The 17,799-nt window shown below is 71.8% G+C and carries 19 protein-coding genes, 1 tRNA gene and 1 pseudogene; 12 read left to right on the forward strand and 9 right to left on the reverse strand.

Annotation, left to right across the window (positions count from 1 at the left end):
- Window positions 1-27: 27 nt before the first annotated feature.
- Window positions 28-720, reverse strand: coding sequence for a response regulator transcription factor (locus tag FLP23_RS04755; protein ID WP_149324806.1), 693 nt, complete (start codon window positions 718-720; stop codon window positions 28-30).
- Window positions 721-812: 92 nt separating this feature from the next.
- Between FLP23_RS04755 and FLP23_RS04760 the strand changes: the two genes are divergently transcribed.
- The 3 genes from FLP23_RS04760 (at window position 813) to FLP23_RS04770 (ending at window position 3,731) form a co-directional block, all read left to right on the forward strand.
- Entirely contained in the window at window positions 813-2,039 is a 1,227-nt protein-coding gene (locus FLP23_RS04760) for an NAD(P)/FAD-dependent oxidoreductase (RefSeq protein WP_246140062.1), read from the forward strand.
- 166 nt (window positions 2,040-2,205) lie between these two features.
- Window positions 2,206-3,009, forward strand: coding sequence for a dihydropteroate synthase (gene folP / locus FLP23_RS04765; protein WP_149326193.1), 804 nt, complete (start codon window positions 2,206-2,208; stop codon window positions 3,007-3,009).
- On the forward strand, window positions 2,988-3,731 hold the full coding sequence (locus FLP23_RS04770) for a pyrimidine reductase family protein (protein WP_149324807.1): 744 nt from the start codon (window positions 2,988-2,990) through the stop codon (window positions 3,729-3,731). Before folP ends, FLP23_RS04770 begins: the two co-directional genes overlap by 22 nt.
- A 6-nt stretch (window positions 3,732-3,737) precedes the next feature.
- Here FLP23_RS04770 and FLP23_RS04775 read toward each other — a convergent pair whose 3' ends face one another.
- The 5 genes from FLP23_RS04775 to FLP23_RS04795 form a co-directional block, all read right to left on the reverse strand.
- Window positions 3,738-4,580: an ABC transporter permease gene (locus FLP23_RS04775; RefSeq protein ID WP_149324808.1), complete on the reverse strand. Its 843-nt coding sequence runs from the start codon at window positions 4,578-4,580 to the stop codon at window positions 3,738-3,740.
- The gene (locus tag FLP23_RS04780; protein ID WP_149324809.1) at window positions 4,577-5,503 is read right to left on the reverse strand and encodes an ABC transporter ATP-binding protein; all 927 of its coding nucleotides are present in this window, start codon (window positions 5,501-5,503) and stop codon (window positions 4,577-4,579) included. Before FLP23_RS04780 ends, FLP23_RS04775 begins: the two co-directional genes overlap by 4 nt.
- A 31-nt stretch (window positions 5,504-5,534) precedes the next feature.
- On the reverse strand, window positions 5,535-7,187 hold the full coding sequence (locus FLP23_RS04785) for a DNA repair helicase XPB (RefSeq protein WP_246140063.1): 1,653 nt from the start codon (window positions 7,185-7,187) through the stop codon (window positions 5,535-5,537).
- A 103-nt stretch (window positions 7,188-7,290) separates the two neighbouring features.
- The gene (locus tag FLP23_RS04790) at window positions 7,291-9,141 is read right to left on the reverse strand and encodes a helicase-associated domain-containing protein (protein ID WP_149324810.1); all 1,851 of its coding nucleotides are present in this window, start codon (window positions 9,139-9,141) and stop codon (window positions 7,291-7,293) included.
- Window positions 9,142-9,151: 10 nt separating this feature from the next.
- On the reverse strand, window positions 9,152-9,415 hold the full coding sequence (locus FLP23_RS04795) for a hypothetical protein (protein WP_149324811.1): 264 nt from the start codon (window positions 9,413-9,415) through the stop codon (window positions 9,152-9,154).
- 55 nt (window positions 9,416-9,470) lie between these two features.
- Between FLP23_RS04795 and FLP23_RS04800 the strand changes: the two genes are divergently transcribed.
- Window positions 9,471-9,851 carry a cold-shock protein gene (locus FLP23_RS04800; RefSeq protein ID WP_149324812.1) on the forward strand — a complete coding sequence of 127 codons (381 nt, stop codon included), beginning with the start codon at window positions 9,471-9,473 and terminating at the stop codon, window positions 9,849-9,851.
- Window positions 9,844-10,401 carry a DUF3027 domain-containing protein gene (locus FLP23_RS04805; RefSeq protein ID WP_149324813.1) on the forward strand — a complete coding sequence of 186 codons (558 nt, stop codon included), beginning with the start codon at window positions 9,844-9,846 and terminating at the stop codon, window positions 10,399-10,401. Before FLP23_RS04800 ends, FLP23_RS04805 begins: the two co-directional genes overlap by 8 nt.
- On the opposite strand, the pseudogene FLP23_RS12440 reads toward FLP23_RS04805, so the two are convergent.
- The 3 genes and pseudogenes from FLP23_RS12440 to serC form a co-directional block, all read right to left on the reverse strand.
- Window positions 10,366-10,515 (reverse strand): annotated as a pseudogene (locus tag FLP23_RS12440) (DUF2530 domain-containing protein); the annotation flags it as partial. The gene FLP23_RS04805 and the pseudogene FLP23_RS12440 sit on opposite strands and share 36 nt — an antisense overlap.
- Window positions 10,516-10,528: 13 nt before the next feature.
- Window positions 10,529-11,527 carry an IS481 family transposase gene (locus tag FLP23_RS04815; RefSeq protein WP_149324118.1) on the reverse strand — a complete coding sequence of 333 codons (999 nt, stop codon included), beginning with the start codon at window positions 11,525-11,527 and terminating at the stop codon, window positions 10,529-10,531.
- 97 nt (window positions 11,528-11,624) lie between these two features.
- Window positions 11,625-12,734: a phosphoserine transaminase gene (gene serC / locus FLP23_RS04820; RefSeq protein ID WP_149324815.1), complete on the reverse strand. Its 1,110-nt coding sequence runs from the start codon at window positions 12,732-12,734 to the stop codon at window positions 11,625-11,627.
- 54 nt (window positions 12,735-12,788) lie between these two features.
- Here serC and FLP23_RS04825 point away from each other — a divergent pair, with 54 nt between their 5' ends.
- From FLP23_RS04825 to FLP23_RS04855, 7 genes are all read left to right on the forward strand, one after another.
- Window positions 12,789-13,481, forward strand: a complete 693-nt coding sequence (locus FLP23_RS04825) for an iron-dependent transcriptional repressor DtxR (protein ID WP_149324816.1) — start codon at window positions 12,789-12,791, stop codon at window positions 13,479-13,481.
- 247 nt (window positions 13,482-13,728) lie between these two features.
- A complete protein-coding gene (locus FLP23_RS04830) occupies window positions 13,729-14,430 on the forward strand; it encodes a C40 family peptidase (RefSeq protein WP_210413957.1) in 702 nt (233 codons plus the stop codon).
- A gap of 312 nt (window positions 14,431-14,742) precedes the next feature.
- Window positions 14,743-15,240: an HNH endonuclease gene (locus FLP23_RS04835; RefSeq protein WP_149324817.1), complete on the forward strand. Its 498-nt coding sequence runs from the start codon at window positions 14,743-14,745 to the stop codon at window positions 15,238-15,240.
- A gap of 157 nt (window positions 15,241-15,397) precedes the next feature.
- A complete protein-coding gene (locus FLP23_RS04840) occupies window positions 15,398-16,621 on the forward strand; it encodes a CHAP domain-containing protein (protein ID WP_149324818.1) in 1,224 nt (407 codons plus the stop codon).
- Between the two features lie 58 nt (window positions 16,622-16,679).
- Window positions 16,680-16,754 (forward strand) — tRNA-Arg (locus FLP23_RS04845).
- Between the two features lie 62 nt (window positions 16,755-16,816).
- Window positions 16,817-17,245: a hypothetical protein gene (locus tag FLP23_RS04850; RefSeq protein ID WP_149324819.1), complete on the forward strand. Its 429-nt coding sequence runs from the start codon at window positions 16,817-16,819 to the stop codon at window positions 17,243-17,245.
- Window positions 17,246-17,285: 40 nt separating this feature from the next.
- Entirely contained in the window at window positions 17,286-17,777 is a 492-nt protein-coding gene (locus FLP23_RS04855) for a GNAT family N-acetyltransferase (RefSeq protein ID WP_149324820.1), read from the forward strand.
- Window positions 17,778-17,799: the final 22 nt, after the last annotated feature.

Raw genomic sequence — 17,799 nt, forward strand, 5'->3', positions numbered from 1 at the left:
AGGGCTCCCGGTGAGGCGCGGTCGCGCTCACGCCTTCGCGGTCTTGAGCATGTAGCCGAATCCGCGCTTGGTCTGGATCATCGGCTCGGCGGAGTACTGGTCGATCTTGCGGCGCAGGTAGGAGATGTAGCTCTCCACGATGCCGGCATCGCCGTTGAAGTCGTACTCCCACACGTGGTCGAGGATCTGCGCCTTCGACAGCACCCGGTTGGGGTTGAGCATGAGGTAGCGCAGCAGCTTGAACTCGGTGGGGGAGAGCTCGACGGAGGCGTCGCCCACGGTCACCTCGTGGGTGTCCTGGTCCATGGTGAGCTCGCCGGCGCGGATGATGGCGTCCTCCTTGTCGGCCATGGTGCGCCGCAGGATCGCCTTGATGCGGGCCACGATCTCGTCCAGCGAGAACGGCTTGGTGACGTAGTCGTCGCCGCCGACGGTGAGGCCGGTGATCTTGTCCTCGGTGTCGTCCTTCGCCGTGAGGAAGAGGATCGGCGCCGTGTAGCCGGATGCACGGAGGCGCTTGGTGACTCCGAAGCCGTTCATGTCGGGCAGCATGACGTCGAGGATGATGAGGTCGGGCTCCTCGTCGAGGACCGCGGAGATGGCCTGGGCGCCGTTGCCGACCGCGCGAACGGCGAAGCCGGCGAAGCGGAGGCTCGTGGTGAGCAGGTCGCGGATGTTGGGCTCGTCGTCGACGATGAGGATCTTGGGTCCGTCACTCATGGGGCCATTATCCTGCGTGTTCGCTGAAAGTGGTCTGAATTCTTCACGGCGTGTGCTGTCCCCCGGATGGGTGTCGTCCTAGCATCGGGAGGGTGAGCGCTGAGCGCATGGTGATCGTCGGGGCGGGGCTGGCCGGTGCATCGGCGGCCGAGGAGCTGCGGGAGCGCGGGTTCGAGGGTGCCATCCGGCTGTTCGGGTCGGAGCACTCGGTGCCCTACCTCCGGCCGCCGTTGTCGAAGGGCTATCTCGCCGGAACCGAGGGCTGGGACGCCGTCGAGCTGCATCCGCGCGAATGGTATGCGGAGCACGGCATCGAGCTGATCACGGGCACGAACGCCGCCGCGATCGACCGCTCCGCGCACGAGCTCGTGCTCGACGACGGCGCGCGCGAGCGCTACGACAGACTGCTGCTCGCGACCGGGTCCGAGCCGGTGCGGCCGGAGCTCCCGGGGGTCGGGCTGCCGGGGGTGCACGTGCTGCGCACCATCGAGCAGTCCGACGAGCTGAAGGCGCTGTTGCACGGCGGCGAGAAGTCGATCGTCGTCATCGGAGGCGGGTGGATCGGGATGGAGCTCGCGGCGACGGCGCGGACGCTCGGCCACGCGGTCACCGTGGTCGAACGTGGCAGGGTTCCGCTCGCCTCGGCACTCGGCGAGCGACTCGGCGGCGTCTTCCTCGCCCTGCACGAGGAGCACGGTGTCGCCTTCCGCCACGAGGCGACCGTCGAGGCCATCGAGGGGGATGCCGCCGTCACCGGCGTGCGGCTCGCGAGCGGGGAGGTGCTGCGGGCCGAGCTTGTCGTGCTCGCGGTCGGGGCCAGGCCGCGCATCGAGCTCGCGGCGGCGGCCGGGCTCGAGACCGCCGACGGCGTGCTGGTCGACGAACGGCTCGTCACGAGCGACCCCGACATCCTCGCGGCCGGGGACATCGCGAGCCACCTGCATCCGGACCTGCACGGCATCCGGGTGCGCAGCGAGCACTGGGCGAATGCGATGAACGGCGGCCGGGCGGCCGCGCGCGCGATGCTCGGCGACGAGCGACCGTACGACGACATCCCGTACTTCTACACGGATCAGTTCGAGCTGGGGATGGAGTACTCGGGCTTCGCGCCGCTGACCGGCACCGCGCGGGTCGTGATCCGGGGCGACCTCGCCGCTCGGGAGTTCATCGCCTTCTGGGTGCTCGGCGCGCGCGTGGTCGCCGGCATGAACGTGAACGTCTGGGACGTCAACGACGAGGTGCAGCGCCTGATCCGCTCGCGGGCGGAGCTCGACGACGCTCGGCTCGCCGACCCCGCGATCCCTCTCGCCGAGCTGTAGCGCGCGAGATCCGACGCAGACGGCGTCATGGCTGCACCGTGCAGCCATGCGCCCCTTTCTGTCGGAGTTCGCGCGGGCGGCCTAGCATCGGAACGTGACCTCCGCCCCCGCCCTGCTCCGCCGGATCGGGGCGCGCGAGTTCGACTTCGCGCGGCGCGTGGCGGTGATGGCGATCGTGAACCGCACGCCCGACTCCTTCCACGACAAGGGGGCGACCTTCGCGCTCGACCGTGCGGTGGATGCGGCGCTCGCCTCCGTCGCCGACGGCGCCGACTGGGTCGACGTGGGCGGGGTGCCCTTCGGGCGCGGGCCCGCGGTGGAGCTCGCCGAGGAGCTCGACCGCATCGTGCCGCTCGTCGCCGCCATCCGCGCGGCATCCGACGTGGTGATCTCGGTCGACACCTTCTCGGCCCGGGTCGCCGAGGCGGCGATCGCGGCGGGGGCGGATGTCGTGAACGACACCTCCGGGCTGTGGGACCCCGACATGGCACCCGCGGTGGCGGCGACCCGCGCCCACCTCGTGCTCACCCACTCGCTCACGCCGCCCCGCACCCCGCATCCCTCGCCGCGGTACGACGACGTGGTCGACACCGTCGTCAGCCACCTGCGCGACCGGATCGAGCGCGCGATCGCGGCGGGCATCCCCGTCGAGAGGCTCATCGTCGACCCCGGCCACGACCTCAACAAGAACACCCTGCACTCGCTCGAGCTCACCCGGCGTCTCGGCGAGGTGGCGTCCCTCGGGCTGCCGGTGCTCGTGGCGCTCTCCAACAAGGACTTCGTGGGCGAGTCGATCGACCGCCCGCAGTACGAGCGGCTCGAGGGATCGCTCGCGGCCGCGGTCGTCTCGATCGTCAACGGCGCGCGCATCGTGCGGGTGCACGATGTGCGTGCCACGGTCGCCGCCGTGCGGATGACGGAGGCGATCCTCGGATGGCGGGAGCCGGCATGGCTGAAGCACAACATGTGACGATCGACCGGCTGTGGCCGGATCCGGCGAGCGATCTCTCCGACGACGCGCTCGTCGCGGAGCTGCGCGAGGCCGACCCGGTGCTGCGCGCCAACTTCGTGAGCTCGGTCGACGGCGCGGCCACCCGCGACGGTCTCTCGGGCGGGCTCGGCGACGCCGCCGATCGGCGCTCCTTCGAGCTGCTGCGGCGGGCGGCGGATGCGGTGCTCGTCGGCGCGGGAACCGTCCGCGCCGAAGGCTACGGGCCCTTGCGGGTGTCGGACGCCTCGGTCGCCTGGCGGACGGCGCGCCACCTTCCGCCGCACCCGGTGTTCGTCATCGTGTCCGGGACGCTCGACCTCGACGCGGGATCGCGCATCTTCACCGAGGCGCCCGTGCGGCCGATCGTGGTGACGACCGAGGGCCACGACACGACGGCGTTCACGGAGTGCGCCGAGGTGATCGAGGCCGGTCGGGGCGAGCACATCGACGCCTCGGCCGCGGTCGCCGCGCTCCACGCCCGCGGGCTCACGCGCATCCTGTGCGAGGGCGGGCCGAGCCTGTTCGGCGCGCTGCTCGCGGCCGACCTCGTCGACGAGCTGTGCGTCACCGTGGCGCCGAGCCTCGAGGCGGGGGATGCCCGCCGCATCGCCGCGGGCGAGCTGCCCGCGCCGCGCGGGCTCGAGCTCGCCCACGTGCTGCGGGCGGAATCGACCCTGCTGCTGCGCTACCGCCGCGACTGAGCTCCGCTACACGTCCCGGCGCGCGAGCAGCAGGGCACCGCCTGCGAGAGCCACCGCCGCCCACGCGACCATGGCGAGCGCCGCCTGCCAGGGCTCGAGGACGAGGTACGGGTTGTCGCCGATGACGATGCCCTCGATGCCGGGGAAGGCCGCCATCCGACCGCCCAGGCTGCTCGGCAGGAATGCCGCGACGTTGATCGGCCACGTCTGCTGGGTGAGCCCGCCGATCAACTGGAACACGGTCGGCACGACGAGGATGAGGCCCAGCACCGTCGCGATCGCGCCCGCGCTCACCCGGATGACGGCGCCGACACCCACCGCGAGCACCGCCACGAGCGCGAGGTAGCCGGCGTTCGCGGTGATGCTCACCCACACCTGACCGTCGGCGATGTCGACCGGGTAGCCGGCGCCGGAGAGGATCGCGGCGCTGGCGAGGGCGGCGAGCACGAGCGAGACGAGCGCCGCCACGAAGGTTGCCACGCCGATCACGGCGGCCTTCGCGAACAGCACCGGGAGGCGGCGGGGCACGGCGGTCACACTCGAACGGATCATCCCCGTCCCGTATTCGCCGGTGATCACGAGCGAACCGAGCACGCCGACTACGAGCACCCCGAAGCCGACGGCGACCGTGGACGCCGTGAACCAGTTGTAGTTCGCGGTCGCGGTGTCGAAGCCCGTGTGCTCCAGGCCGGTCAGCACGAGGGAGATGAGGGTGGCGGCACCGATCGTGAGCACCGCGAACACCAGCAGGCACCACTCGCTGGAGCGCAGGGTGCGCAGCTTGATCCACTCGGAGATCAGGATGCCGCCGAGGCTCAGCCGGGACTCGGTCAGCACGGCGGCGCTCACGCGGCACCTCCCGCGTGGTACTCGACATCGTCCTGGGTGAGGGCGAGGTAGGCCTCCTCGAGCGAGCCCTGCAACGACGTCAACTCGTGCAGCACGACCGCCTGCTGGGCGGCGAGCTCGCCGATCCGCTCGATCGGCAGCGCGCCGACGATCGCGGCACCGGGGGTCTCGGGGATGGGCGTCAACGTTGCGCCGCCCGCCGTGAGCGCCGACGCGAGCCGGTCGAGGTGGGGCGTGCGCACGCGAACGGTGGCACCGCCCGGTCCGGAGGCGAGGGCGACGATCTCGGCCACCGAGGCATCCGCGATGATGCGTCCGCGGCCCAGCACGATGATGTGGTCGGCGGTCTGGGCCATCTCGCTCATGAGGTGCGAGGAGAGGAAGACGGTGCGGCCCTGGCCGGCCAGGTGCTTCGCGAGCTGCCGCACCCAGATGACGCCCTCCGGGTCGAGGCCGTTGACCGGCTCGTCGAGGATGAGCGTCGATGGGTCGCCGAGCAGGGCCGCCGCGATGCCGAGGCGCTGCCCCATCCCGAGGGAGAAGCCCTTCACCCGCTTGCCGGCCACCGACTCGAGGCCCGTCAAGGCGATCACCTCGTCGACGCGGCGGCGCGGGATGCGGTGGGTCGCGGCGAGCGCGAGCAGGTGGTTGCGGGCGGTGCGTCCCGGGTGCACGGCCTTGGCGTCCAGCAGCACCCCCACCTCGCGCAGCGGGCTCGCGTGCTCGGCGTAGCGCTTGCCGTTGACCGTGACGTGGCCCGCGCTGGGGTTGTCCAGTCCCACGATGAGGCGCATCGTGGTGGACTTGCCGGCGCCATTCGGGCCGAGGAAGCCGGTGACCCGACCCGGTTCGATGGTGAAGCTCACCCCGTCGACCGCGGTCTTGGCGCCGTAGCGCTTGGTGAGTGCGGTCGCTTCGATCATGAGGCGAGCCTAGGCGGCGACGGGGTGCGCGCTACGCCGCGAGGTCGTGCGAGTCGAGGATCGTGTAGCTGTAGCCCTGCTCGGCGAGGAAGCGCTGGCGGTTCTGGGCGAAGTCCTGGTCCACCGTGTCGCGCGCGACGAGCGTGTAGAAGTTCGCGGGCAGCCCGGACTCCTTCGGCCGCAGCAGGCGCCCGAGGCGCTGGGCCTCCTCCTGGCGCGATCCGAACGACCCGGACACCTGGATGGCGACCGTCGCCTCCGGCAGGTCGACCGAGAAGTTGGCCACCTTCGACACCACGAGCACCTTCGTGATCCCGTCGCGGAACTCCTGGTACAGCCGCTCGCGCTCGGCGATCGGCGTGGATCCGGTGAGCTGCGGGGCGCCGAGCGCCTCGGCGAGCTCCTCGATCTGGTCGAGGTACTGGCCGATCACGAGGATCCGCTCGCCGTCGTGCTTGGCCACCAGATCCTTCACCACCTGCAGCTTCGCGGGCGCGGTGGCGGCGAGCCGGTAGCGCTCGTCGTCGGCGCTCGCGGCGTACTCGAGGCGCTCGGACTGCGGCAGGTCGATCCGCACCTCGAAGCACGACGCCGGGGAGATGAAACCCTGGGCCTCGATCTCCTTCCAGGGCGCGTCGAAGCGCTTGGGGCCGATGAGGCTGAACACGTCGGACTCCCGGCCGTCCTCGCGCACGAGGGTCGCCGTGAGGCCGAGGCGGCGGCGAGCCTGCAGCTCGGCGGTCAGCTTGAACACGGGTGCCGGCAGCAGGTGCACCTCGTCGTAGACGATGAGGCCCCAGTCGAGGGCGTCGAGAAGCGCCAGGTGCGCGTACTCGCCCTTCCTCTTGGCGGTGAGGATCTGGTAGGTCGCGATCGTGACCGGCTTGATCTCCTTGGACTGCCCGGAGTACTCGCCGATGTCGTCCTCGCTGAGGCTCGTGCGCTTGAGCAGTTCGGCGCGCCACTGGCGGGCGGAGACCGTGTTGGTGACGAGGATGAGCGTCGTGGTGTCGGCCTCGGCCATCGCGCCCGCGCCGACGAGCGTCTTGCCCGCGCCGCACGGCAGCACGACCACACCGGACCCGCCCGCGAAGAAGTTGTCGACCGCCTGCTGCTGGTAGGGGCGCAGGCTCCAGCCGCTCTCGACCAGGTCGATGCGGTGCGGGGTTCCGGGGGTGTAGCCGGCCTGGTCCTCGGCCGGCCAGCCGATCTTGAGCAGTTCCTGCTTCACCTGCCCGCGCGCCCACGGCTGCAGCGTCCACTCGGTGGAGCTGCGGCGGATGCCGAGGAACGGGGCGATCTTCGCGTTGCGGGTGATCTCGGCGAGCACCGCGGGATCCGTGGTGCGGATGACGAGCTCGCCGCTGTGCCCATCCGCGCTGTCGTCGCGCGCGATGACGAGGCGGCCGTAGCGTCCGACGGTCTCCGCGATGTCGATCTGCACCGTCTGCGGCACGGGGAACTTGGCGTAGCGCTCGAGGGTGGCGAGCATCTGGGCGGCCTCATGGCCGGCGGCGCGCGCGTTCCAGAGGCCGAGGCGCGTGATGCGGTAGGTGTGCACGTGCTCGGGCGCCCGTTCGAGCTCGGCGAAGACCGCCAGCTCGTGGCGGGCCTCCTCCGCATCCGGGTGCGCCACCTCGAGCAGCACCGTGCGGTCGCTCTGCACGATCAACGGTCCGTTCACAACCGTCCAGCCTATCCGGGCGAGACGCCGGCTTGCTGGACGGTGAGGGGCCGCGGCGTGCTCGAGACACGCCGCGACGGGCGCACCTCGCGACCCCTCACCGTCAGGCGGGGGAGACGTCGACGATGTGCGAGAGGGGGAGCGTGCGCTCGATGTCGGCGCGGCGGTCGCGCGCGCGCAGGCGGCCGCCGGCGAGCGCGGCCGGCTCCAGCAGGTAGGGCACCTCGCTGCCATCCGGCAGGCGCACGGTCACCGTGACCGCGACGCGGGACTTGATGGCGAGCTCGAGCTGCCGCGCGTTCCACGCGGCGCCGCTCTCCGCGGGCGCCTCGGCGGCCGCCTGGCGCAGGCGCGCCACGAGCGCCGCCGCCGTGTCGACCGGGATCGACGCGGTGATCGGCGCGGGCGCCGCGCGCCGCACCGGACGGATCGTGCCCGTGGCGTCCTCGAACACGGCCGGGTACCGCGCATCCACGAGCGACCAGTACACGGCCTCCGCGTCGAAACGGCTCACCGCGCGGTGGGCGTCCGTGCGGCGCAGCGCGATCGACGACAGCGCCTGGTCGATCACGAGCTGCCCGACCAGGGCCGGGTCGTCGCCGCGGACGTAGGCGTGCGCACCCGCGTCGGGCCCCGAGATCGGCGCGTCGAGCGCCCCCACCCGGAGGCTTCCGAAGCGGCCCGCCGTCTCGGTCAGCAGGTATTCGAGCGGCTGCGGGATGCCCGTGAGCGAGGTCTCGGCCAGGAACGCCCGCAGCTGCTCGATCGTCGCGCCCGCCGTGAGCGCGCGGGTGACCGACGCCGCGGTGACGCGATAGCTGGACGCCAGGCCCACCGATTCCACGTCGGCGAGCTCGCGCAGCCGGGCGTCGACGTCGGCGGCGAGCGGGCCCGGGGCGATCATCGAGAGGTCGTGCTGGATGTAGACCTGCCGCACGTCGGGCGGGAACAGGGCGCCGACCGCCGCGGCCGCCGCCTCCGGACCGGTCGCGAGCAGGGCCGATCCGGGAGTGGAGGGGATCGACGCCCCGACGATGCCGAGCAGCTCGGCCGAGCGGGATGCCGTGGAGGCGCGTTCGCGCATCCACGCGCCCCCGGCCGGGTACAGCCACTCGAGGTAGTCGACGAGGCCGTCGCCCCAGCGGGCCCGCGCTCGGGAGCGCAGGTGGGCGCGCAGCTCCTCGGGCACCTGTGCGAGCCATCCTTCGGCCAGCGCCGTCCAGCGTTCGACGCGGCTGAGACCGCGCCATTCGACGCCTTCCGCCGTGACCCGCCAGGATCCGGCGCTCAGCTCGATGAGCCGCGCGGATTCGGCGATGTCGAGCAGCGCGCGCAGCTCCTCGTCGCCGACGCCCGCGGCGGCGGAGAGGCGACGCCAGTCGGGGAGGGCGATGCCGCCGCGCTGCAGCTGCCGCGCCGGCTCGCGTTCGAGGGTGCGCACCAGTTCGCCCACCGCGGTGACCGCCTCGAAGGCGCGATCGGCGGCGCCCCGATCCGCGGCCGCCAGATCGGACGCCCCGACCGGTTCGAGCGCCGCGGGGGGCGGGCCGTCCAGGAGGTCCTCGACCGAGGGCAGTCCCGCGGCGGGCCAGGCGCGCAGTCGGGCGAACACGGGGCCCCAGGGGGCGGGGCGCCCCGTGGTGTCGTCGAGCAGCGCGAGCCCCGAGAGCTGCGCCACCGGCTCCCGGATCGCCTCCGGCGCGAGGCCGAGGCGCGCGGCGATCGCCGTCGCGTCGCCGCCGGTGCCCTGCTCCTCCAGCACGCCGGCGGCCGCGAGCACCGCGAGGGTGGGCCGGTCGAGGTGCTCGAGCGCGGCCTGCACCGAGCCCTCCTCGAGGAGGGCCTCGGCGAGGTCGAAGACGTCGCGGATGCCCGCCTCCCGCACCGGGCGGGCCCGCAGCAGTGCCGTCAGGGCGTCGTCGTCTCGCGCCCGCAGCCATGCTGCGAGCGCCAAGGCGGAGGTGCTACCGCTCACCGTCCCGGGCGAGCCGCCGGCGCCGCACGGTGGTCACGACGAGGAACACCAGGATGAGCACGAAGGCGATCGGCAACCCGATGTAGCCCACCAGGACGAGCGCGGGCCAGATCCCGCTCGCCATCTCGGCCCCCGAGGCGTTGCCGATGATCGTGATCACGATCGCCAGGATCGACAGCCCCACGATGGTCGCGATCCAGACGGTGAGCACACGTTCGATACGATTGAGAGGGACGGGGGCGTTCTCGGGCACGAGACAACACTATGCCCCGCATCCCCGCCCCATGGATCAGCGAGAGAGGCCCCGCATGCCCACCGGCAAGGTGAAGTTCTACGACGAGGAGAAGGGCTTCGGCTTCGTCACCTCCGACGACGGCCAGGAGGTCTTCCTGCACGCGTCGGCACTCCCCGCCGGCGCCGTGGTGCGCGCGGGCACCCGCCTCGAGTTCGGCATCGCCGACGGACGCAAGGGCGCCCAGGCGCTCTCGGTGCGAGTGCTCGACGCCCCGCCGAGCCTCACCAAGATCAACCGGCGCTCCGCGGACGACATGGCGATCGTCATCGAAGACCTCGTGAAGCTGCTCGACGGCATCGGTGCGGGCCTGCGTCGCGGGCGGTACCCCGACCGCGCGCACGGCACGAAGATCGCCGCGGTGCTGCGCAAGGTCGCCGACGACCTGGATGCCTGAGCACCCGGTGACCGACGACGAGCGTCTGCGGATCGCCCGGGAGGCGCTGCGCGAGATCACGCCCGACGCGACCGTGGGCGAGCTCATCTCGCAGTCCGAGGAGGACGACGGCGTCACCACGCTGGCCTTCGCGGCCACGATGGCCGGCTACCCGGGATGGCACTGGACGGTGAGCGTCGCCGAGCTCGCGGGCGAGGCCCCCACGGTGCTCGAGGCGGAGCTGCTGCCCGGCGACGGCGCACTGCTCGCACCGGACTGGGTTCCGTGGTCGGAGCGCCTCGAGGAGTACCGCGCCGCCCAGGAGGCGGCTGCCGCCGAGGCGGGTGACGCGGACGACGACGCCGACGACACGGATGACGACGACCACGACGACCACGACGAGGACTTCGGCGACGACCCCGACGACGGGATCGACTTCGAGCACGACGACTCAGCGCCGCTTGCGGTGGGTGTAGACGAGTCCGACGAGACCGAGCCCGATGCCGACGAGGCAGGTCCACAGCCACCAGACGCGCCCCGAATCGACGAGCGCGCCGACGAAGACGAGTAGCCCGCCGAGGGCGAGCACCCACAGCACGAGCCCCGCGAGCACGGCCGCGCGGTCGTCCGTGGCGACCGGTTCCGGGTCCGGACGCCGCTCATCCTCGCGCAGCCACAGTCGCATGCGCCGATCCTCGCTAGCTGTTCTTCCCCGTGAGGTTGTGAACGCGGGCTGCGGGGACGAGACCGCCGATTCCGGTGTGGGGTCGGTGGTGATTGTAGTGATGGAGCCAGTCGGCGTAGGTGGCTGAGCGGGTGGCCTCGGATGAGTATGCCTCGGCGTAGGCCCACTCGGTGGCGAGGGTGCGGTTGAAGCGTTCGACCTTGCCGTTGGTCTGCGGCCGGTAGGGGCGTGTCCAGCGGTGCTGGATGTTGCCGAGTGCGGCGGCGAAGGCGCGTGATCGGTAACAGGAGCCGTTGTCGGTCATCACGGCGGTGACGGTGATGCCGTGCTCGGCGAAGAACGCTGCGGCTCGGAGCCAGAAGCCGGCCGCGGTCTCTTTGCGTTCGTCGGGGAGTTGCTCGGAGTAGGCGAGCCGGGAGTGGTCATCGACCGCGTGGTGCAGGAAGGTGTAGCCGCGCGAAGGGGACGCGCCGCGACGTGCGGCTCGATCCCGGGCCGAGCCGGCTCGTCGATCCTGGGTCGAACCGCGACCATGGATGCGCCAGCCGCCGCCATCCGGGATGCGACCGAGTTTCTTGATATCGACATGGACGAGCTCTCCCGGCGCGGCGACCTCGTAGCGGACCGGCTTCGGCGCGCGAACAGGCAGCCCGGTGGCCTGATCGACGTGGACAAGTCGCGGCATCCGATAGCGGGCGAGAACGCGTCCGACCGTCGAGCGGGGAACACCGAGGTGATAGCCGATGCGGTGCGGACCCCAACGGCGGGTGAAGCGCAACGCGACGATGCGTCGCTCGAGTCGCTGGGACGAGCGCGACGGGCTGCGGTGCGGTCGGGAGCTGCGATCGGTCAGCGGCAGCCCGGCGCGGTAGCGGCACGCCCAACGGGAAGCCGTCGCCGGGGAGCACTGGAACCGCTCAGCAGCCCGCCGCACCGGCCAGCCCTGATCGACGATGAGACGAGCAAGGCGCGCCCTGCCCTCCGGAGTAAACGGCGCGTTAGCGTGAGTCACGAAGACCTCCGTGGAAACGATCTGAGTGTGGTTACCCACATCGTTCCCGGAGGTCTTCGCTCACCTCAGCCGTTCACAACGTGTCGGGGAAGAACAGCTAGAGCGCCGCGATGACGTAGTCGATCGACGCCGTCAGCGCCCGCACATCGGCGGGGTCGATGGCGGCGAAGGTCGCCACGCGCAACTGGTTGCGGCCGAGCTTGCGGTACGGCTCGGTGTCGACGACGCCGTTGGCGCGCAGCGCCGCGGCGATCGCGGCCGCGTCGATCGAGGAGTCGAAGTCGATCGTGACGACCACCTGCGAGCGGTGGTCGGGGTCCGCCACGAACGGGGTCGCCACCTCGCTCGCCTCGGCCCACGCGTACAGGTGGTCCGAGGACTCGCGCGTGCGGGCGTCCGCGAAGGCGAGTCCGCCGTTCGCGTTCAGCCAGTCCAGCTGCGCCTCCATGAGCAGCAGCGTCGCGATGGCGGGGGTGTTGAGCGTCTGGTCGAGGCGCGAGTTGTCGACCGCGTTCTTGAGGCTCAGGAACTCCGGGATCCAGCGGCCGGATGCCGCGATCCGCTCGATCCGCTCGATCGCGGCCGGGCTCGCGAGCGAGAACCACAGGCCGCCGTCCGATGCGAAGTTCTTCTGCGGGGCGAAGTAGTAGAGGTCGGTCTCGGTGACGTCGAAGTCGACGCCGCCCGCGGCGCTCGTCGCGTCGATCACGGTGAGGGCGCCGTCGTCGCCGTGGACGCGGCGGACAGGCGCCATGACGCCCGTCGAGGTCTCGTTGTGCGGCCAGGCGTAGACGTCCACGCCGTCCAGCACCTCGACCTCGGCGCGCGATCCGGCGGGCGCGTCGATCACGCGCGGCGCCTCGAGGAAGGGCGCGGCGGCGGCCTGGGCGAACTTGGCGCCGAACTCTCCGAAGGTGAGGTTCTCGGCGCGGCGCTCGATGAGCGAGAACGCGGCGGCATCCCAGAACGCGGTCGAGCCGCCGTTGCCGAGCACGACCTCGTAGCCATCCGGCAGTCGGAACAGCTCGGCGAGCCCCGTGCGCACGCGGCCGACGAGCGCCTTCACCGGCTTCTGGCGGTGCGAGGTGCCGAAAAGCTCCGCGTTCGCCTGCAGGTGGGCGAGCTGTTCGGGCCGCACCTTGGACGGACCGCATCCGAATCGTCCGTCGGCGGGCAGCAGGTCACGGGGGATCTCGATGTTCGGCACGCACCGAGTCTATTTGTGCCCGGTAGGCTTGCTGCGACGTGCTGGGAGGCCACGATGACCGATCTCGTCGACACGACGGAGATGTACCTTCGGACCATCCTCGACCTCGAGGAGGAGGGGATCACGCCGCTGCGCGCGCGCATCTCCGAGCGCCTCGGGCACTCGGGTCCGACCGTGTCGCAGACCATCGGGCGCATGGAGCGCGACGGCCTCGTGGTCGTCGAGGGCGACCGGCATCTCGCGCTCACCACCGCGGGCCGCAGCCGTGCCATGCACGTCATGCGCAAGCACCGCCTGGCGGAGCGGCTGCTCTCGGACGTCATCGGCCTCGACTGGGCCTATGTGCACGACGAGGCGTGCCGCTGGGAGCACGTCATGAGCGAGCAGGTGGAGCGTCGGCTGCTCGAGCTGCTCGATCACCCCACCGAGTCGCCGTACGGCAACCCGATCCCGGGTCTCGATGAGCTGGGGGACGTTCCGGCCGGCCGGTTCCTCGACGGCGTGGAGAGCCTCGTGCAGCGCGCCGCGGCGGTGCCGGGGGAGTCGTCGGGCGTCATCCGGCGGCTCGGCGAGCCCGTGCAGTTCGAGCCCGAGCTGCTCGCGCAGTTGCGCGAGGCGGGCGTCCTGCCGGGTGCGACCGCCACGATCTCCGCCGCAGGCGCCTACGTGCTCGTGCAGGTGGACGGTTTCGGCGACGGGCTCGAGCTGCCCAGCGAGGTCGCCTCGCACATCTACATCGAGTCCTGAACCCGCTCCTGCACAGCGCCGCGCGCCCGGGTCGGTTCCCCCTGAACGGGGGACGGCGATGTGACAAGAGCGGGCCCGTCCCCTAAACTCGCCAAGTCCCCCGGTCACATCAGGACGGTCGGGGGCCGCTGCCCAGGGCGTCTCGTTCACCCATCCTCTGTGCGGCGACGTGACATACGAAAGGGATGGGGTCGCGCACCGAGAGCGGCCGAGGCGCGGGAGAGCTCTCTTGCTTCCAGGTACCCAGATGGAGCGGTCCGCCGCTCCCGCCCCCCGAACCCGAAACCCCCGCCGCACCTCGCTGCGCAACCTCGCCGTCATGGCGATCGTGGTGCCCGGCATCTTCGCGACGATCGCGTTGCCCGCCTACGCCTACTCGCCGCCCGCCCCCGACCACTCGGATGAGGCGGCCGCGCTCGAGCAGCTGCGCGCCGCGGGCGCGCAGTCGATCGAGGTCGACGACGCGGTGCTCCCCGCCGACGCACGCGACGGCTACGAGACGATCTCGGCCGCCGAGATCCGCCGCGCGCAGCAGCGCGCCGCCTTCGCCGCGTACTCGGGGCCGTCGGCTCGCGACTTCCTCGCCAACCCGCCGTATCCGTCGTTCTCGCTCGACCAGGTGGTGCAGGTCGCCCTGCAGTACCAGGGCGTTCCGTACGTCTATGGCGGAGGCACCCCGGCGGGGTTCGACTGCTCGGGCTTCACGATGTTCGTCTACGCCCAGTTCGGCGTGGCGCTGCCGCACTCCTCGCGCGCCCAGGGTGCCGGCGGCATCCCGATCTCGCGCGCGGACGCGCGGCCGGGCGACATCGTCGCCATGGACCGCGGCGGCCACGTCGGCATCTACCTCGGCAACAACACGATGGTGCATGCCCCGATGCCGGGCCGCGTGGTCGAGATCGAGGCGATCTGGGATCCGAACGCCTGGTTCGTGCGCTACGGCGCGTAGCGCCGAACCGCGCGCGGCGGCACGTTCTGTGTCGTTCCTGCGATGTTCACCCGACGGGGTTAGCCTGGTGGCCTCGGGGTTCTCGGAATCGGGAGGGCATATGCGCACCGCACGCAGCATCCGCACCATGGATGCCCGCGCGCAGTTCCGCATACAGCTGAGCAGTCGTCCGCACGTGCACTGTCACGCCGCGGAGGTATGAGGCGCTGTCGTTCGCGACGGCGCCTCTTCCTGTTCTCGGGCTCGGATCCGTGCACCTCGGGGATGTTCGAAGGCCTGCAAGCCGTGCAGGCTCCCTCGAGAGGAGACCCGTTGCGCACCCTGGTCCTGAATGCCGGATACGAGCCGCTCGCCGTCGTGTCGTTCAAGAGAGCCCTCGTGCTCGTCCTCGCCGGGAAGGCGGTCGTGGTCGCGTGCGATGACGACCACCCGGTGCACGGCACGACGGGCAGCTGGGATCGCCCGTCGGTGATCCTGCTGCGGCGGTATGTGCGCGTGCCGAGCGGACGAGCCGTGCCGGTGTCGCGGCGGGGCGTGCTGCGGCGCGACGATCAGCGCTGCGGCTACTGCGGCATGCACGCCTCGACGATCGACCACATCATCCCGCGTTCGCGCGGGGGCGCCGACAGCTGGGAGAACCTGGTGGCCTGCTGCCTGCGCTGCAACAACATCAAGGGCGACCGGACCCCGCAGGAGATGGGGTGGACGCTGCGGTTCTCGCCCCGCCCCCCTCACGGGACGGCGTGGCTGGTGCGCGGTGCCGAGCGTGGTCAGCCGCAATGGGAGGAGTTCCTCGCGCCCGCGGCGTGAGGTGCGGATCCCGTTGTCGGACGGCCTCCGAGCCTGGGAAAGTCCTGGGCGACAGACCTGTCTGCCCCGGAAAACGTGGCGTTACCAAGACGTGACAATCGGTTTGATGTCGCGTAACGTCGATCGGGTCGCCTAAACCCGGAGACCCGTATCCAACGTGACTGACATCGAGACCCTCGCCGCCTGGGGCATTGCGCCCGGGCCCGCAGAGACCTCGGGAGCACGCCTGTCTGAGCAGCCGAGCCGTCCCGACGCGGCGGTGGTTGCTCCGGGAAATGTCGAGTATCCGTCGCGTCGCTCGCTTCGCGCCGCCGCGGCGGTGCTGTCGCAGCCCGCGCTCGCGGTCGCCGCCGCGCCCGAGGTGCAGTACCCCTCGCGTCGCGCCGCCCGCGAGGCGGCCGCATCCGTGCCGCCGGTGCCGCTCGCGCCGGTTGCGCCGCTCGAACCGCTCGCCTCCGCGTTCCCCGTGCCACCCGTCGAGCCCGCGCCGCCCGTTGTGCCGGTCGAGCCCGCGCTGACCCTGCCGCCCGCGCTGGCCCCGCCGCCCGCGCTGGCCCTGCAGCCCGAGGAGCCGCTGCCGCTCAAGCGGTCGCGCCCGGAGCGTCGGGCGAGCTCGCGCCGCGGATCCGCGCCGTCCTCCTCGCCTCGTCGCCCGCTCCGCAAGCGTCTGACCGCCGCGGGCACCATGGTGATCGTCGGCGGTCTCTTCGCATCGGTCACCCTCCCCGGCGTCGCCAACCTCCCCGCCTTCGCGGAGGGCGAGCTCTCGTCGCCGCTCGCGGACGTCGCCGCCGGTGGCGCCGCCCAGAAGGTGGCCCTCGCCGCCGGCTCCACCGAGCTCGCCTCCGCCTCGGGTGAGGCGCGCGACGGCTACGAGGCCACGAGCGCAGCCGACCTCAAGCGTCTCTATCGCGACGCGCAGCGCCAGCAGAACCTCTCGGCGTACCTCAGCTCGGGCGCCAAGGAGATGGGCGACGACTACCCGTGGCCCGCGGAGCTCAGCCGCAACCAGGGCGGTGGCCTCTCGCCGCTCAACTACTTCTACCGCGAGTGCGTCGACTTCGTCGCCTGGCGCCTCAACCGCGACGCCGGCAGCACGAGGGCGCCCTTCGCGCTCACCTGGTCGGTGCTCACCCCGGGCGGCGGCAACGCGAGCTCGTGGAAGCGCCAGTGGGAGATCCACGGCTGGGCGACGAGCACGACCCCGGCGCCCGGATGGGTCGCCTGGTTCCCGGGCCAGAACCACGTGGCCTACGTGTCCGGCATCCTCCCCGACGGCTCGGTCGCGATCGAGGAGTACAACTACGGCTCCGACCACCTCTACGGTCAGCGGGTGATCGCGGCCGCCGACGCGATCTACCTCTCGCCGCCCCCGCACTGATCCGCGCCGCCGCCCGCCTGCCCGCCCGTAGACTCGATCCGCCGGGTCTCGGCCCTGCGCCTCTGTAGCTCAATGGAAGAGCAGTTCCGTCCTAAGGAAAGGGTTGGGGGTTCGAGTCCCTCCAGGGGCACCACTGCCGTCACGCGCCGTCCGCGCGTGACTCGGAGGCGCTCGCGGAACCGGTAGCGTCGAAGCGTGGCCAGGAACGAGCGCAGACGGGTGAGAGACCTCGCCGAGACCCTCGCGTGGAGCGTGCGCGAGATGGATCCCCGGGTGCACAGCTTCCCGCCCGGAGGCGAGCTGCCCGAGTTCGGTGTGGCGGTCGAGGTCCTGCCCGGCCTGCGCGCATTCCTCATCCCGGAGGCGGACTCCTGGCGCGCCGTCTTCGCCCGCTTCGACCCCGCGAGCGGCCAGGCCCTCGACAGCTTCGACTACCAGCCGCGTGCGTCGACCGACGAGGAGGCGCCGCGCTGGGCGGCGACGGCCATCCAGACGATGCTCGCCTCGACCGTCGCGAGCGTGCGGGCGCAGCTCGAGGCGGAGCCGTCGCGACAGGGCGGCGCATTCCTCGAGACGGCCGAGCAGCGGCTCGCCAAGGTCGAGGGCCTCATCCCGCGGCTGTGACCCAACGCCGCGGCAGCCGCACTCGGGAAGAATGGATGCGATGAGCGCACCCGTGATCGCCCTGGGCGAGCTGACCGATCCCCGCGTGCTGCGGCTGCTCGAAGACCACCTCGCCGACATGTTCGCCGAGTCGCCGCCCGAGAGCGTGCACGCCCTCGACGTTTCGGGGCTGCAGCATCCCTCCGTCACCTTCTGGGTGCTCAGCGACGGCGACGAGGTGCTCGGCTGCGTCGCCCTCAAGCAGCTCGACCCCACCCACGGCGAGCTCAAGACGATGCGCACGGATGCCGCGGCGCGCGGCCGAGGCTTCGGTCGGCTGCTGCTCGAGCACGTGCTCGCCGAGGCGACCGCCCGAGGCTACCGGCGGATCAGCCTCGAGACGGGCACCCAGGAGTTCTTCCGCCCCGCCCGCACGCTCTACGCCCGGGCCGGGTTCGTCGAGACGGGCCCGTTCGCCGACTACCGCCTCGACCCGTTCAGCGTCTTCATGACGCGCGAACTCGCCCGAGAGGGTGCGCCGGACCCGGCTTGAGGGGCACAATCGAGACGACCGT

The organism is Protaetiibacter larvae (genome assembly GCF_008365275.1).
Lineage (GTDB): Bacteria > Actinomycetota > Actinomycetes > Actinomycetales > Microbacteriaceae > Homoserinibacter > Homoserinibacter larvae.

Excerpts from the sequence above, each read along its gene's own strand:
- FLP23_RS04755 (WP_149324806.1), bottom strand. The coding sequence starts at position 720 with ATGAGTGACGGACCCAAGATCCTCATCGTCGACGACGAGCCCAACATC.
- folP (WP_149326193.1), top strand. The coding sequence starts at position 2,206 with ATGGCGATCGTGAACCGCACGCCCGACTCCTTCCACGACAAGGGGGCG.
- FLP23_RS04770 (WP_149324807.1), top strand. The coding sequence starts at position 2,988 with ATGGCTGAAGCACAACATGTGACGATCGACCGGCTGTGGCCGGATCCG.
- FLP23_RS04780 (WP_149324809.1), bottom strand. The coding sequence starts at position 5,503 with ATGATCGAAGCGACCGCACTCACCAAGCGCTACGGCGCCAAGACCGCG.
- FLP23_RS04800 (WP_149324812.1), top strand. The coding sequence starts at position 9,471 with ATGCCCACCGGCAAGGTGAAGTTCTACGACGAGGAGAAGGGCTTCGGC.
- FLP23_RS04805 (WP_149324813.1), top strand. The coding sequence starts at position 9,844 with ATGCCTGAGCACCCGGTGACCGACGACGAGCGTCTGCGGATCGCCCGG.
- FLP23_RS04825 (WP_149324816.1), top strand. The coding sequence starts at position 12,789 with ATGACCGATCTCGTCGACACGACGGAGATGTACCTTCGGACCATCCTC.
- FLP23_RS04830 (WP_210413957.1), top strand. The coding sequence starts at position 13,729 with ATGGAGCGGTCCGCCGCTCCCGCCCCCCGAACCCGAAACCCCCGCCGC.
- FLP23_RS04855 (WP_149324820.1), top strand. The coding sequence starts at position 17,286 with ATGAGCGCACCCGTGATCGCCCTGGGCGAGCTGACCGATCCCCGCGTG.